Annotated in this window: 15 protein-coding genes; 7 read left to right on the top strand and 8 right to left on the bottom strand. The window is 66.3% G+C overall.

Going from position 1 to position 13642, the window contains the following annotated elements; genetic code table 11:
• The first annotated feature begins 7 nt into the window (after positions 1–7).
• From NX1_RS08810 to NX1_RS08800, 3 genes are all read left to right on the top strand, one after another.
• Positions 8–652 carry an SRPBCC family protein gene (locus tag NX1_RS08810; protein WP_068056464.1) on the top strand — a complete coding sequence of 215 codons (645 nt, stop codon included), beginning with the start codon at positions 8–10 and terminating at the stop codon, positions 650–652.
• Positions 649–1866, top strand: a complete 1218-nt coding sequence (locus NX1_RS08805; RefSeq protein WP_068056462.1) for a vWA domain-containing protein — start codon at positions 649–651, stop codon at positions 1864–1866. The genes NX1_RS08810 and NX1_RS08805 overlap by 4 nt, the downstream gene beginning before the upstream one ends.
• 425 nt (positions 1867–2291) lie before the next feature.
• The gene (locus tag NX1_RS08800; protein WP_245668400.1) at positions 2292–3158 is read left to right on the top strand and encodes an alpha/beta fold hydrolase; all 867 of its coding nucleotides are present in this window, start codon (positions 2292–2294) and stop codon (positions 3156–3158) included.
• Positions 3159–3297: 139 nt separating this feature from the next.
• Here NX1_RS08800 and NX1_RS08795 read toward each other — a convergent pair whose 3' ends face one another.
• Positions 3298–4440, bottom strand: coding sequence for a helix-turn-helix domain-containing protein (locus tag NX1_RS08795; protein WP_157119627.1), 1143 nt, complete (start codon positions 4438–4440; stop codon positions 3298–3300).
• Positions 4441–4562: 122 nt separating this feature from the next.
• On the opposite strand from NX1_RS08795, the gene NX1_RS08790 reads away from it, so the two are divergent.
• Positions 4563–4940: a nuclear transport factor 2 family protein gene (locus tag NX1_RS08790; protein WP_068056455.1), complete on the top strand. Its 378-nt coding sequence runs from the start codon at positions 4563–4565 to the stop codon at positions 4938–4940.
• 138 nt (positions 4941–5078) lie between these two features.
• Here NX1_RS08790 and frdD read toward each other — a convergent pair whose 3' ends face one another.
• Genes frdD through NX1_RS08765 form a run of 5 tightly spaced genes read right to left on the bottom strand, consistent with a single transcriptional unit; the run spans position 5079 to position 8567 of the window.
• Positions 5079–5432 carry a fumarate reductase subunit FrdD gene (frdD, locus tag NX1_RS08785; RefSeq protein WP_068056453.1) on the bottom strand — a complete coding sequence of 118 codons (354 nt, stop codon included), beginning with the start codon at positions 5430–5432 and terminating at the stop codon, positions 5079–5081.
• The gene (locus tag NX1_RS08780) at positions 5429–5821 is read right to left on the bottom strand and encodes a fumarate reductase subunit C (protein WP_068056451.1); all 393 of its coding nucleotides are present in this window, start codon (positions 5819–5821) and stop codon (positions 5429–5431) included. The genes frdD and NX1_RS08780 overlap by 4 nt, the downstream gene beginning before the upstream one ends.
• Positions 5818–6561: a succinate dehydrogenase iron-sulfur subunit gene (gene sdhB, locus NX1_RS08775; protein WP_068056743.1), complete on the bottom strand. Its 744-nt coding sequence runs from the start codon at positions 6559–6561 to the stop codon at positions 5818–5820. Before sdhB ends, NX1_RS08780 begins: the two co-directional genes overlap by 4 nt.
• A 5-nt stretch (positions 6562–6566) precedes the next feature.
• Entirely contained in the window at positions 6567–8309 is a 1743-nt protein-coding gene (gene frdA, locus NX1_RS08770) for a fumarate reductase (quinol) flavoprotein subunit (RefSeq protein ID WP_068056449.1), read from the bottom strand.
• A gap of 24 nt (positions 8310–8333) precedes the next feature.
• Entirely contained in the window at positions 8334–8567 is a 234-nt protein-coding gene (locus tag NX1_RS08765; protein WP_068056742.1) for a fumarate reductase, read from the bottom strand.
• A 307-nt stretch (positions 8568–8874) separates the two neighbouring features.
• On the opposite strand from NX1_RS08765, the gene NX1_RS08760 reads away from it, so the two are divergent.
• Positions 8875–9444, top strand: a complete 570-nt coding sequence (locus NX1_RS08760; protein ID WP_245668399.1) for a VldE C-terminal domain-containing protein — start codon at positions 8875–8877, stop codon at positions 9442–9444.
• Between the two features lie 406 nt (positions 9445–9850).
• Here the strand turns inward: NX1_RS08760 and NX1_RS08755 are convergent, their stop codons facing one another.
• The gene (locus NX1_RS08755; RefSeq protein WP_245668398.1) at positions 9851–10486 is read right to left on the bottom strand and encodes a zinc-binding dehydrogenase; all 636 of its coding nucleotides are present in this window, start codon (positions 10484–10486) and stop codon (positions 9851–9853) included.
• 62 nt (positions 10487–10548) lie between these two features.
• Positions 10549–11187, bottom strand: a complete 639-nt coding sequence (locus tag NX1_RS08750) for a TetR/AcrR family transcriptional regulator (protein WP_068056445.1) — start codon at positions 11185–11187, stop codon at positions 10549–10551.
• An 86-nt stretch (positions 11188–11273) separates the two neighbouring features.
• Between NX1_RS08750 and NX1_RS08745 the strand changes: the two genes are divergently transcribed.
• Entirely contained in the window at positions 11274–11933 is a 660-nt protein-coding gene (locus NX1_RS08745; protein ID WP_068056442.1) for a class I SAM-dependent methyltransferase, read from the top strand.
• 463 nt (positions 11934–12396) lie between these two features.
• Positions 12397–13641 (top strand): MFS transporter, encoded by a 1245-nt coding sequence (locus NX1_RS08740; protein WP_068056440.1) that lies wholly within the window; start codon positions 12397–12399, stop codon positions 13639–13641.
• The last annotated feature ends 1 nt before the right edge of the window (position 13642 follow it).

Raw genomic sequence — 13642 nt, 5'->3', positions numbered from 1 at the left:
CACTCCGATGAAGATCGCCAATGAGTTCACCGTCAACGCCCCCGTCGAACAGGCATGGGAGGTACTGTCCGATCTCGAACAGGTGGTGCCGCTGCTGCCCGGCGCACAGATGGTCGGCTGGGAGGGCGACGACTTTCTCGGCAAGCTGAAGGTCAAAGTCGGCCCGGTGACAAGCGAATTCACCGGGAAAGCGAACTTCGTCGAGCGCGACGAACACGACCATCGCGCTGTCATCAACGGCCGCGGACGGGATACCCGCGGATCCGGCAACGCGGCGGCGACCATCACCACGCGACTGCGCGAGGACGGCGACAAGACCCGGGTCGTCGTGGACACCGACCTCAAGATCGTCGGCAAGCTCGCCCAGTTCGGCAGCGGGATGCTGCAGCAGGTGTCCGAGAAGATGATCGGTCAATTCGTCGCGTCTCTGGAAGCGAAACTCGCGGAGAGTGATTCGGCCGTGGCGGTGGCCGCGCCGGACAGCGGCGCGGCGCGGCCGCAACTGGTCGCGGAACCCGAGCCCGCGCCGCTCGATCTCGTCGATCTCGTCGGGCCCGCGATGATCAAGAAGTACGCGCCCGCGATCGGGTTCGTGCTCGCGGCGGTGCTCGCGATCATTCTGGTACTCAGGCGGATACGCGCGAACCGATGACGCGAGCGGTAATGCTGCGCGGCGTGGATCTGGCCGCGTTCGCCGTCGCCGTGGTCGCGCGGCTGCGGCGCGGTGGCGTCGAGGTGGCGCCGAGCGGGCCCGCGCTGTTCGTGCAGGCTTTGCGGCGCATGGCGCCGCGATCGCGCACCGAACTGTACTGGGCTATGCGGCTCACACTCGTCGACCGCGTGCAGGATCTCGCCGCTTTCGACGCGGTGTTCGCGATGGTCTTCGACGACGCGTCACTGGGCGTCGACCCGCCGAGCCAGACGCACGCACTACCGGCGGAACGTGCGTCGCCAGAGGGGATGGGCGGTGGAGGCCAGGCTCGACAAGGCGGTGATGTCCCTTGGGCGACACTGCAATCGGCGACCGGCGCCGACCGATCCGGCGACGAGTGCGTCGCGCTGCCCGACGTAATGCCGAGCCGGTTCGCGGCACGGGAACAGGAACCGTTCGCCCGCTTCGACCCGGAGGATCTACGGGTACTCGTCGCCTGGCTGAAGCAGGCGTCGGCGCGCTGGCCTCAGCGCAGCAGCAGGCGCTACGAAACCCACCCGCACGGTAAGCGGATCGACTTCCGGGCGACGATGCACAACTCCCGCCGCACCGGTTGGGAGCCCGCGGTGCTGGTCCGCACCCGTCCCCGTCGCAGGCCGCGCCGGATCGTCATGATCTGCGACGTCAGCCGCTCGATGCAGCCGTACTCGACGATCTACCTGCACCTGATGCGGGCCGCGATGCAGCGCCGTTCGCCCGATCGACCGGAGGTGTTCGCCTTCTCCACCTCGCTCACCCGGCTGACCTCGGTGCTCGCGCACCGTTCGACGGATGTCGCGCTGGCCAGAGCGAACGACAAGGTCGTCGACCGCTACGGAGGCACACACATCGGGCAATGCTTCGCCGCGCTGCTCGCGACCCCCTACGGCAACGCGGTGCGCGGCGCCGTCGTCGTCATCGCGTCGGACGGCTGGGACAGCGACCCCCCGGACGTCCTCGCCCGCGCGATGGCCAGGATCCGGCGCCGCGCGTGGCGCGTCATCTGGCTCAATCCCCGCGCGGGCGAACCCCGATTCCAGCCCGCCACCGGCGCGATGGCGGCAGCGTTGCCGTTCTGCGACATCATGCTGCCCGCGCATACGCTGGCGGGGATCCGCGCGTTCGTGGAGGTACTGGCACGTTCCCGCGTCGTCGACGGTGACGTGGCGCTGTGAACACGGAAGTGCTGCAAAAGATCTCAGCGAAACCCTGCCCATCGTCCTCGACACCGTGACACGAGACCCCGCGACGGCTTCCGCATCGCGGGTCGGCGCCCGCAGACCGAAATCCTGATAGTTGCCGCACGCAACTATCAGTGCACTCGCCGATCGGCGACCCCAGTTCACCTTCGAACAAATATCCAAATGCCGACAATTCCTGTCGTTCGCTCTCGATCGTCGATGTCTCGGCGCAGAACATCCCGGTAGTTGCGCTACCTGTCCTGGGAGGCAACTGCCGGACGAGGGGTGCTGACCGTAAGAACGTCATCGCGCCGATGGTCGCCGCTTCCTGTCGAGGGTCTGTGCCGACGAGCGCTTCGGCGTTATCGTTGAAGTCGCTGCCTGGTTGCCAGGGTGGCCTCAAGGGACACGATATGCATGTGCTGATCGAGTCGCTCGCCGACACCGCACGCGTGGTGTCGCCGCACGACGAGCTGCCGGCCGACCGAGGACCTGCGCTCGACGTGGTGTTGCCGATCCGGCTCGGCGGCGCCGAACCCGCGCTGTTCTGCATCCATCCGTCCTCCGGAGTGTCTTGGAGCTACTTGGGATTCGCCGATGAACTGGCCCCTGGCAGGCCGATCTATGGACTGCAAGCTCCGGACCTCGGGGGTTCCGAAGCACCGGCACGCTCGATCGAGGAGCTGGCTGATCGGTGCATCCGCGAAATCCGCGCCGTGCAGCCAGCAGGGCCGTACCACCTCCTCGGCTGGTCGTTCGGCGGACTCGTCGCGCATGCGATCGCGACGAAGCTCGAGAACGCCGGTGCCACGGTCGGCGTCCTCGCGTTGCTCGACGCCGACTGCGCCGACCTCGACGGTGACAGCATCGAACAGCTGTCCGTCGGTGCTTTCGTCAACGCCTTCGGCCCGATCTTCGGTATCCGTGATGTGCCCGCCGACGCGTCCGCTCAGGAGGCCGCCGATCTGATCCGTACCCGGCTGGGTGGCGCTTCGCTGGTCGACGCGGACGCCCTCGAGCGGATCACCCGGTCGTCCAACACGGCGGCGCGGATCCGAGCGGGCTACCGGCGTCCCGTATTCGACGGTGACATGGTGTATTTCAGTGCCACGGTAGATACTTCCGACATCTTCGGTCCGGTCGGCTGGGAGCCCTATGTGACCGGCGAAGTCGTCAACTACGACGTCGAAGTCACCCACGACGAATTGACCTCACGACACGTGCTGCCGATCATCGCCCGTGTACTCGACGAGCATTTGCAAGCGTCACTGCCATCGGCCCGCTGAGCACCCGTTACTCGGCGGGCGGTCCGCGCCGTACGTCTCCAGGTGGGTACGCGGCGGCCATCTCGATAAGAAGGTCGGATATCGCAGGACGTCTGTAACAGACTCGGCGCTGGTGGGCGAATCGACTGTCGTGGCCGGGTCAGGACCTGTCGCCGGGAGCCTGGAGCAGCCGTGTTTGCAGCGCCAGGTACAGCAGCGCCGCGTCGGCAGGCATCGCGAAGATCGCACCGGTCAGCCGCTCTATTCGCTCGAGGCGGTGCAGGACCGTATTGCGGTGCAGGTGAAGGCGCTCGCCGACCGCCGACGTCGAGCCGCCGAGCTCGTACCAGGCCAGGGCGGTCTCCAGGAGAGCATCGGCGTCGTCGGGACGCAGTCGATCGAACGCGGCGAGCGCATCCGAGAGGACGTCCGCGGCGAGGCCGGGGTTCGCCGCGATCAGAGCACGCGCCGGTGACGAGGCATACGTGTGGATTCCGGTGTCCGCCGGGCTCAGGCAGCGGAATGCGAGGCGTGCCTGGTCGAGCGCGGTAGGCGTGGCTACGAGGTCGGCGAACGGCTTGCTCGCTCCGGCTCGCGTTCGCACGGCGTGCAGCGCGCGGGCGAGCGTGACCGGCGAGACCGCGGCCGCCAGGGTTACTCGTTCGTCGGAGAGAACGGTGCGGACGGTGGTGACTCCGGTCGCGACGAGACGAAGGTCGCCGACCAGGACGACGAACGTCGCTCGGGCGGGCAGGCGCATCCTTCTGCCCAATTCCGCGCGCTGCGCAGGCGGGAAGCCGGGATCGAGCAGCGCCCGCAGCAACCGTTGATCAGGTTGTTCGGCGCCGACGACGACTACGCGCCGGTAGGTGTCGGCCGCCGCGACGGAGTATTCGTCGACGGTCGCCCACATCAGCGTGGACAGCTGGGGCAGAGCGGGGCGGTCGGCATCGTCGGCCCGCTCGACGATGACCTCCCAGAACGCCAAGCCCACCACGCGGAAGGCGTGCAGCAAACTGTCCAGCGGAATGCCTCGCTCGGCCTTGAGGCGTCCGGCGCGGCGAGCGGGCTCGAGCGAGTACGGAGCCCCGGCGAGGGCATCCAGTAATGCGGCGAGGCTGTCGGCCACGAGGGTGGCCACTTCGTCATGATCGAGCGCGGCGTCGTCGTAGTCCCCGTCGTCCTGTTCGATTCTGGCGGTTGCCATCTCGGAGATCGCAGGCAAATCGGCGCGCAGCTCGCGAAGGAGGCGCGGATGCTCGGCGTGCGTGTCCCGGGTCACTGCCGTCAACCTAGCGTCCATTGTGCGCGTGCACAACGGAAGTGCTCGAAGTGGAGGCGTGCGCCCGTCGCCACCGTGGACGGCTCCCGGCGACACTGAATTCGCTTCTCGCCGAGTATCTCCCACGATCGGAGTCGTCCATCATGACCACCGCCACACGCGAATTGTTCGAGCGCTACCACGCTTGCTGGGCAGACCGCGACCCGGACCGAATCGTCGAACTCCACACGGCCGACTCGGTGTTCCATCTGCACTCGGGCCAGGAACCCGCGCGAGGCCGCGCCGCCATCCGCGAGACCGCAGCAGGCACCTTCGCCCTGGTGCCCGACCTGACATTCCACCTGATCTCGTTGCGCGTCGGAGACGACTTCTGGGTGGTGCAATGGCAGCTGACCGGAACCTCGGCCACCGGCAATCGCGTATGCGTCGACCTCGCGGATTACGTCTTGATCGAGGACGGCGCGGTCAAGGAAAAGCATTCCTACGTCGACGGTGTCGCCATGCAGGCCGCGCTGGGGTGAACGCCCACCTGCACGCCTTGACGGGCCGAGGGCTCGGTCCGTCGGGCAGCTGTGCATTTCGTCCCGGTCCAACCGCTCCGAGCCGGTGACGAGACCGTCGCGCACCGGACATAGTGGTTGTATCGGAGGGGTTGCTGGCTAGACGCGTAGCAGGAGGTATGCGGCGGTCCCGGAGCCGATGACGGCGCCGCCGTAGCAGATCAGGATTATCGATGAACTGAACTGCTCGAGCCGCAAGCCGTGCTCCAGCGTGTACCGGAAGCGGTGCGCCCAATGGAACAGGGCCAGCGCACAGAGCCCGAAAAGGACCAGCCGCGTAACGGGATGACGCAACACCGAGAGCAGGTGTGCGTGGTCCGGGGCCGGAAGCCAGTCCAGCGGGAAGGCCAGGCCGAACAGAAACAACAGCACCGGTACGAGCAGCGCAGCCGCCATTCCGCCGACGCTGAACAGCAACCACGCCAAGGGTTCCAGCGACTTCCTCTTCGTCATCGCAGCACCACCCACAGCACGACCGCTGTCAGCAGAACCCAGAGCAGGTAGTGCAGCCCGACGATCACGACCGGTGCGACGCGCCGATTCCGGACCCGCACCGCCATCGCCTTGGGCGCGAGGTCGAACCAGGTGACCGTGTGCAAAAGCACGAACAGCAGGGCGATGATGTTCAGTGCGACGACCCACCAGCTGGCGCTCCAGTTCAGAAACCGTTGGTACTCTTCGTTTCCGGAACTGACCGCATGGATCAGGATCAGGAAATACACCACGAACCAGGCGACGAACACGCTGCTTAGCTCGCGCAATACGAAGAGCAGATAGGAGCGCCGTCGCGCCCACCAGAACGTGGAGACCGGCTTTCGGTACAGCTGGGGCGTCGTGGTCATCGCACCCGCCAAGGCATGAGGAAATCCCGGAGCGATTGCGTGGCCGCCGTCAGCTTGTAGCGTTGGATCGCGCCGGCCGGGTCGACCCCCTTGGGGCAGGCGGTGGTGCATTCGCCGACGAAGGTGCAGGACCATACGCCCTCGGGGGAGGCGAGAACGTCCCGCCGATCCGCGGCTCCCTCATCGCGCGAGTCGAGGTTGTAGCGCTGGCCCAGTGCGATCGCCGCCGGACCCAAGAACTCCGGCTCGAGCGCGAAGACGGGACAGGCCGAGTAGCAGAGCATGCAGTTGATGCACATGCTGTACTTCTTGTAATCGTCCATCTCGGAAGGTGTTTGCAGGTACTCGCCCAGATCGAGCGGCCGGTGCTCCTCCCTGATCAGCCATGGCTTGACCGCGGTCAGCTTGTGCATGAAGTCGCCGATCTCCACGACGAGATCCCGGATCACCGGGAAATTGCGCAACGGCTCGACCCGCACCGGCCCCGGCGCGTAGTCGGTCAGGAAGGTGGCGCAACTCAGTTGTGGTTCACCGTTGACGGTCATGCCACAGCTACCGCAGATGCCCATCCGGCACGACCACCGGTACGACACCGTCCCGTCGAGATAATCCTTGACGTAGTTGAGGCCGTCGAGCACCGTCCATTCCTTGCGTAGCGGAACCTCGTACAGCTGCGGTACCGGTTCGTCGTCCAGACCCGGTCGATAGCGCGCGACCTGCAGAGTTATTCGGTCCGCCATCGCCATCACCTCCCATATACGCGTTCGCCCGGGGGCCAGCGAGTAATCGTCACCGGAAGGTACGAGACGTGGCTCGAACCGTCCGGCTGCCGATGGATCATCGAATGAGCCAGGAACCGCTCGTCGTTCCTGGCGGGGAAATCGGTCCGTTGGTGCGCGCCCCGGGATTCCTGCCGCGCCAGCGCGCAGGCGATGATGCATTCCGCCACCTCGAGCATGCACGACAGTTCGAGCACGGCAACGAGTTCGGTGTTGAACGCCCGGCTGTGGTCGTCGAGGCCCGCCCTGCCGAATCGATCGCGAAGCTCGCGTACCTTGTCGGCTCCCTTGGCGAGGGAGTCGCCGTCCCGGTAGATCCCGGCACTGGTCTCCAGCGTCTCTTGCATCTCGGTGCGGATGTGGGCGATGCGTTCGGATCCCTCCGCATGTCGCGTGAGATCCCGTTCCAGCCGGTCCTGTTCGGCGCGTCCGCGCGCGAGGACCGCCGACTTCTCGCGGGCCGTGGCCGAACTCGCGTACTCGGCGGCGGCACGACCGGCTCGCGCGCCGAAGACCAGCAACTCGGGCAGCGAATTCGATCCGAGCCGGTTGGCGCCGTTGATGCTGACGCAAGCTGTCTCGCCCACCGCGTACAGGCCCTCGACGGGTGTCGCGCCGTTGATGTCGGTATGGATGCCGCCCATCATGTAGTGGACGACCGGTCGCACCGGGATGAGTTCCCTGACCGGGTCGATGTTTTGGTACTTCGAGCACAGCTCGCGCACGAACGGCAGTTTCGTGTCGATGAGATCCGCACCGAGGTGGCGTAAGTCGAGGTGGACGACGTGTCCGTACGGTGTGCCGATGGTCCGGCCCTTGTCGAGTTCGTGCACGAAGGCCTGCGAGAGCCGGTCGCGCGGCCCGAGTTCCATGCTTCGCATCACCGGTTCCGGTGATGGTGTCCCGAGGTCGTAATCCTGTAAGTAGCGGTAGCCGTCCTTGTTGAGCAGCCAACCGCCCTCGGCGCGCGCTGCCTCGGTGATCAAGATGCCCGTGAACGGAAGGCCGGTCGGGTGGTACTGGACGAACTCCATGTCCTTGAGCGGCGCGCCCGCCCGGTAGGCCAACGCCATACCGTCGCCGGTGTTGATATTGGCGTTGGTGGTGAAGGGATACACCCGGCCGCAGCCACCGGTGCACACGATGACGGCGTTGGCGAGAATCGTTTCGACGCGTCCGGTGGCCAGCTCGATGGCGACGATTCCGCACACTTTGCCGTCGTCGACGAGCAATGTCGTGGCGAACCACTCGTCGTACCTGACGATGTCCTGATACGACAACGCGGTCTGGAACAGGGTGTGCAGCAGGTGGAAGCCGGTCTTGTCGGCTGCGAACCATGTGCGGTTGTTCTTCATGCCGCCGAATGCCCGCACCGCGATGTGCCCGTCCGGCCGACGGCTCCACGGGCAACCCCAATGCTCCAGCTGAAGCAGCTCTCGCGGAGCTTCCTCGACGAAAGCCTCGACGGCGTCTTGGTCACAGAGCCAGTCGCTGCCGGAGACCGTGTCGTACGCGTGCTCGTCGAGGCTGTCGCCAGGACCGGCGACAGCGGCGGCGCCACCCTCGGCCGAGACGGTGTGGCTGCGCATCGGATAGACCTTGGAAACGATCGCGATACTCGACCGCGGGTCGTGTTGCGCAATGGCGATGGCCGCACGCAGACCCGCGCCGCCCCCGCCGACGATCACGACATCGTGAGAAGCGGTCATGTGGCACCACCCGGGCGTCGTCAGTCAGGCCTCGAAGTCGGCGCTGTGCTCGTCCGTCAGCACCTTGCCGTCGTGGCGGATGGTTTTGATCCGAACGCTGCCGTCGTGGAATTCGTGTCGAATCTTGCGACAGCCACAGTCGTAACGCAGATCGTCGATGACCAGGCCGGCCTCGTCGTCTTCGCGGTGGCGAGCCCCGCCCCGCAGTTTCCCGCACGGGGCGCGTTCGGTGCTGAACTGCTCGGTGGTGCTGAGCATATTCACCTCCCGGCTAACCGGTGGCACACCTTACTGATCGGTGTAGACACATAAGCGTACGCGCCTTATGCGGAGGCCGCAGGAAGAGTTGTTCTTGGTCTCACGGAGGTGTCTACCTGCGACGATGCGTTGTCGACGAACCGATTCGGCGCCCGACCTCGCCTGCTCGGCGTGACAATTCCGCGACCATTTCGTAATGTATCGGTGATCATTTTCCCGACAGTAACCGGTAACCGACATCATGCCTGGTCAACATCGCAAACAGACCGCAGCCTGGAAGCGCACCGCCCTGGCCGCGAGTGGCGTCATGGCGACGGTCGCCGTTGTGCTGTGGATGGCGATCCGGCTGAGCCCGGTTGCTCAGCCCGCCGCCGCGGTCGATCCGCTGCCGTCCACCGCTGAATCCGACCCGCCCGCGACAACCATGGCACCGGCAATCCCGCTGGCGCCGGCGGCGATCGCGGCCGAGTTGCCATTCCTCTCGGAAAAGGTGGCTGTACAGCACCTGCCACCTCCGATCCCGTGTTCGACGGAACTGGTCGGCACGCAGCCGCACGTGGCGCAGGTGGGCAACATGCTCAAGAAGACGTTCGGCCTGACCGACGTCGGCGGCGCCATCGGCCGCGGCGACGGCGACCATGGCGCCGGCCTGGCACTGGATCTCATGACATCCGATTTCGCGCGCGGCGACGCGATCGCCGACTTCGTGCTGGCCAACAAGCAGCGATTCGGTGTGACCTACGTGATCTGGCGGCAGCGGTACAACGACGGCAGCGGGTGGTCGTATATGGAAAACCGCGGGAGCCCGACCGCCAATCACTACGACCACGTGCATGTTTCGTTCGCTCGGGCAGCCCATGTGGACGTGACCTGTTGATCCCTTGTCAGGTCAACGCCTTCGCAGCGTGTTCCTCGGCGGTCGCCTTGCCAAGCAGCGAGCCACCAGTACCGAACCGGCCGCGGCAAAGGCGCTGCTGAGGGTTTGTCAGGTGCCCCTCCGGGATTCGGGGCGGGGCTCGCTGTTTCGTCAGGCGTGGACGGGGGAGTCCGCGCCCATCTGCCGCACGCAAACTCGTTTACGTGCAAGGCATTTGAGTATCGCGCCGTGTCGCTTCCCGCCTGGACCGCCGCGGCAGCCGCCGTCCGCCGAGACGAGGTGACAGCGCGAAGGAGCCCTGCGATGACGTTCGAAGCAGGGCTCCTTGCGGCAGTCCGGTGCGATCAGGCGTGCGCAGACGCTGGGGCAGGAGAGTTTTCCGAATGATGCGGGATGAAAACGGCTTTCAAGCTTCGAGGCCCGGGACGAGCACGACCTTGCCGGTAACCGTGCCGGACTCGGCCAGTGCCATCGCGCGTGCGGCTTCCGTCAGCGGAATGCGAGCGGCGACCTGCGGGCGTAGCGTTCCCTGCACGGCGAGCGCGAACACCGATCCCAGGTCTTCGGCGATCCGGCGACGGAATCGTTCTGTATTGCGCTTGCCCGCCCAGATGTTGAAGAAGTGGGCGTGGCGGCGGTTGGGCAGCGCGTTCCACCACAGCAGCCGGGCGAACAGCTTCAGTACCGGCAGGCGTGAGTCGCCCGTGACGTCACGGGTCGAGGCGGTGCCGTAAGAGACCAGGGTGCCGCCGGTGGCGAGCAGCCGAAACGAGTCGACGATGCCCGGGCCCCCGACATGGTCGAACACGGCATCGACCCCGGCCGGGGCCAGCGCCATGACCTCGGCGGCCACGTCGCCGCGGTCATCGATCCAGTTCGCGCCGAGTGCCTCGACCGCGGCACGGTTGCGCGGCGAGGCCGTGCCGAGAACCCGGATCCCCGCCGCACGGGCCAACTGGACCAGTGTCGAGCCGACGCCACCGTTGGCGCCATGGACCAGAATCGTCGCGCCACTGGGCACTGCGGCTGTGCGATGCAGCATCTGCCAGGCTGTAATCCCATTCACCACATGATGCAGTAGTCGGCTACCTGAATCGCGCTCCTTTACGAAGGTGATGCACCCTCATTCAGCAGCATGCCCAGAGTCATCGCGGCAAGGTGTTCTTCGAGGTGCCGTCGGTTGGGCATGACCGCGGAGCGAAACGGGTGCGCGGAGAGGAACGACAGCACCAGCCAGGCGGTGGACTCGGGGTCGAGGTCGGCGCGCAGCTCACCATCGCGCTGACCGCGTGCGATCACCTCGGCCAGCACATCGGCCAGTTCGCCGACATGCGCGCGGACGGCCGCTCCGATCGCGGGTTCGGCGGTGAGAGTCATGGCATCGGCGAAGATGACGCCGAGCGAACCGGGGGCGTGCAGTTCGTCGATGTGGTCGGGGCTCAGCAATTGCCTCAGCAGCCCGCCGATCGAGTCGCTGTGTTCGGCGAGTTCGCGCATCATCGCGGCCATCTGGCCGGTGGCATGTGCCACGACGGCGGCGTAGAGCCCGGTTTTCGAGCCGAAGTTCTGGAACACCACGGGCTCGGTGACACCGAGGCGGGTGGCGATCTGGCCCATGGTTGCGCGCTGGTAGCCCGACTCGGCGAATGCCTGAGTGGCCGCGTCGATGATCGATGCGCGCCGGTCGGCGGCGCTGAGGCGGGTGCGGGGCCGACCGGGGGGTGAGGAGTGAGTGCGGGCCATGTCGTCATGGTATCGACCCTTGCGGATTAACTTAGTTGAGACTAAGTTAAAGTCATCTTAGTCGTCACTAAGTTAAGGAGCGGACCATGGGCCTCGGACATCTCTTGCACAACAACCCCGATCCCGGTACCGACGGACTCACCATCGATCACGGCGCCGGTTACGACGTCTTCGGTGCGGTGTTCTTCGGTGGACGGCGCGGCCGGGTGTACCGGCGATTGGCTGAACTGAGTGGTGCGCGCGCCGGCGACCATGTCCTCGATATCGGCTGCGGCACCGGGTATTTGACGCGCCGCCTGGCCGCGGTCGTCGACACCGGGACGGTCGTGGGCGTGGATCCCTCGGCGAAGGTGCTGGAGCGGGCCCGCGCGACCACGAAGGAGACCAACTGCACCTATGTCGTCGGGGTCGCCGAATCGCTGTCCGCCGCTGATGAATCCTTCGATGTCGTTGCGAATTGCCTCATGCTGCATCATCTTCCGGAGGAATTGCGTACTCGCGCATTGAGCGAGATGTGGCGGGTGTTGCGCCCCGGTGGGCGGCTGCTGATCGGTGAGTTCCGGCCGCCGGCGAACCATCTCGGCAACCATCTCATCGAGGCGCTGACCGGTCCGGCCATGGCGAACAACCCGCTGCATCTGCTCGAGCCGATGGTTGCCGACGCCGGATTCGCGGGGATCGGCTCCGGCGACCTGCATCCGTGGATCCGCTACGTCACGGCGAGCAAGCCCGGGGTGGGCGCGTGAGGCACGGTAATCCGTTGCGGGGTCGTTCCGGTGTGGTGCGGTGGGCGGCGCTGCTACTGATCGGGATCGGTGTCGGTCTGCATCTGCTGTTGGGTGCGATGATCTGGCTCGCGGTCGCGGGCGCGGGACTGGCCATAGCTGTCGGGGGAGTCGCAGCCCATGTGTTGTTCGCCGGATTCGGCATTCGATGGGCTCGACGGCGTGCCGGTGAAAGCTCGTTGTCTCGATTCCCGGCGAGTCATCGTCATTGAGCTGCGGCGGCCGAGCGCGGGTGTCCGGCCGCCGCGATTGTCATTTCCCCTGTAGTGACGCCGAAGGTCGGCGGCAGCATATGCCGTCGTCCTTCGGAGCGGCGCTGTGGCATCGGCCGTCGGCGCCTGCCAAATGTGTATAAGTTAGCAACTGCGCACATATTGTCGTATGGTGTCGCGGTCTGTCAGAGGCGAGTTGGCCGGAGGTTCGTGTGATCGAGGTGTTGGGGCACCCCGAGTTCCGCCGTCTGTTCACTGCCCAGGTGGTTGCGTTGGTTGGCACGGGGCTGTTGACGGTGGCCTTGGGGCTGCTCGCCTACGACATCGCGGGTAGCGATGCGGGCGCGGTCCTGGGTACGGCGCTGGCGATCAAGATGGTCGCGTATGTCGCTGTGGCACCGGTGATCTCGGCTCTCACGGACCAAGTGCCCCGGCGCGCGCTGCTGGTGTCGGCGGATGTCATCCGCATGGTGATCGCGTTCACGCTGCCATTTGTCACGCATGTCTGGCAGATCTACGTGCTGATCTTCATCATGCAATCGGCGTCGGCCACGTTCACCCCGGCTTTCCAGGCGGTGATCCCGTCTGTGCTGGTCGATGAGGAGGACTACACGCGTGGCCTGTCACTGTCGAGGTCGGCCTACGATCTCGAATCCCTGCTGAGTCCGGTGTTGGCCGCCGCGCTGCTGACGCTCATGGGCTACAACTTGCTGTTCCTCGGTACTGCGGCGGGATTCATCGTGTCGGCGATCATGGTGGTCGGTACCCGGCTTCCGCGTCCGGTGGCCGCCGACCGCTCCATCCCATTGGTGCAACGCATTACGCGTGGGGCTCGGATCATGCTCTCGCGCCCCGTGTTGCGCGGCTTGCTGGCCATGAACCTCGCCGTTGCCGCGGCCACGGCGCTGGTTGTGGTGAATACCGTTGTGTACGTCCGGGATCTGCTCGACGGCCCGGCCTCTGCCGTCGCGCTGGCTCTGGGCTGCTACGGCGGCGGCTCGATGGTCGTGGCCCTGTCGATCCCGCGTCTGCTCGCCACTGTGCCCGACCGCCGATTCATGCTCACCGGCTGCGCGCTGCTGCCGGTCGGGCTGCTGGCGGCCGCGTTCATCGCCGGGCTCACCCCATCGCCGGGACCGGGCTGGGCGCTGCTGACGGTCGCCTGGATCACCCTCGGTGCGGGGACCTCGCTGATCAACACCCCGGCGGCGCGGCTGCTCCGCTCACAGTCCGATACCGAAACGCGCACAGCGGTATTCACCGCCCAGTTCTCCCTCTCACACGCATGCTTCCTGCTCGCCTATCCGATCGCGGGCTGGGTTGGCGCGGGTGTCGGACAGTTCGCCGCGGCGATCACGCTCGCCATCGTCGCTACACTGGCCGCAGCGACGGCCGCACAGATGTGGCCGATCGATACGCCCTCGGGAGCCGAGAAGGTGATGGCAGGAAGTCGGTGAA

The sequence above is a fragment of the Nocardia xishanensis NBRC 101358 genome, from assembly GCF_001613365.1.
In the GTDB taxonomy this organism is placed as follows: Bacteria; Actinomycetota; Actinomycetes; order Mycobacteriales; family Mycobacteriaceae; genus Nocardia; species Nocardia xishanensis.
This window is presented reverse-complemented; position numbering and strand designations above follow the sequence as displayed.

What these genes read in the sequence shown, in the direction of transcription:
- frdA (WP_068056449.1), bottom strand. Translation starts at nt 8,309, where the DNA reads ATGACCGCTTCTCACGATGTCGTGATCGTCGGCGGGGGCGGCGCGGGT.
- NX1_RS08780 (WP_068056451.1), bottom strand. Translation starts at nt 5,821, where the DNA reads ATGACCACGACGCCCCAGCTGTACCGAAAGCCGGTCTCCACGTTCTGG.
- NX1_RS08805 (WP_068056462.1), top strand. Translation starts at nt 649, where the DNA reads ATGACGCGAGCGGTAATGCTGCGCGGCGTGGATCTGGCCGCGTTCGCC.
- NX1_RS08790 (WP_068056455.1), top strand. Translation starts at nt 4,563, where the DNA reads ATGACCACCGCCACACGCGAATTGTTCGAGCGCTACCACGCTTGCTGG.
- NX1_RS08745 (WP_068056442.1), top strand. Translation starts at nt 11,274, where the DNA reads ATGGGCCTCGGACATCTCTTGCACAACAACCCCGATCCCGGTACCGAC.
- NX1_RS08810 (WP_068056464.1), top strand. Translation starts at nt 8, where the DNA reads ATGAAGATCGCCAATGAGTTCACCGTCAACGCCCCCGTCGAACAGGCA.
- NX1_RS08755 (WP_245668398.1), bottom strand. Translation starts at nt 10,486, where the DNA reads ATGCTGCATCGCACAGCCGCAGTGCCCAGTGGCGCGACGATTCTGGTC.
- NX1_RS08750 (WP_068056445.1), bottom strand. Translation starts at nt 11,187, where the DNA reads ATGGCCCGCACTCACTCCTCACCCCCCGGTCGGCCCCGCACCCGCCTC.
- NX1_RS08765 (WP_068056742.1), bottom strand. Translation starts at nt 8,567, where the DNA reads ATGCTCAGCACCACCGAGCAGTTCAGCACCGAACGCGCCCCGTGCGGG.
- NX1_RS08795 (WP_157119627.1), bottom strand. Translation starts at nt 4,440, where the DNA reads ATGGACGCTAGGTTGACGGCAGTGACCCGGGACACGCACGCCGAGCAT.
- NX1_RS08760 (WP_245668399.1), top strand. Translation starts at nt 8,875, where the DNA reads ATGGCGACGGTCGCCGTTGTGCTGTGGATGGCGATCCGGCTGAGCCCG.
- frdD (WP_068056453.1), bottom strand. Translation starts at nt 5,432, where the DNA reads ATGACGAAGAGGAAGTCGCTGGAACCCTTGGCGTGGTTGCTGTTCAGC.
- sdhB (WP_068056743.1), bottom strand. Translation starts at nt 6,561, where the DNA reads ATGGCGGACCGAATAACTCTGCAGGTCGCGCGCTATCGACCGGGTCTG.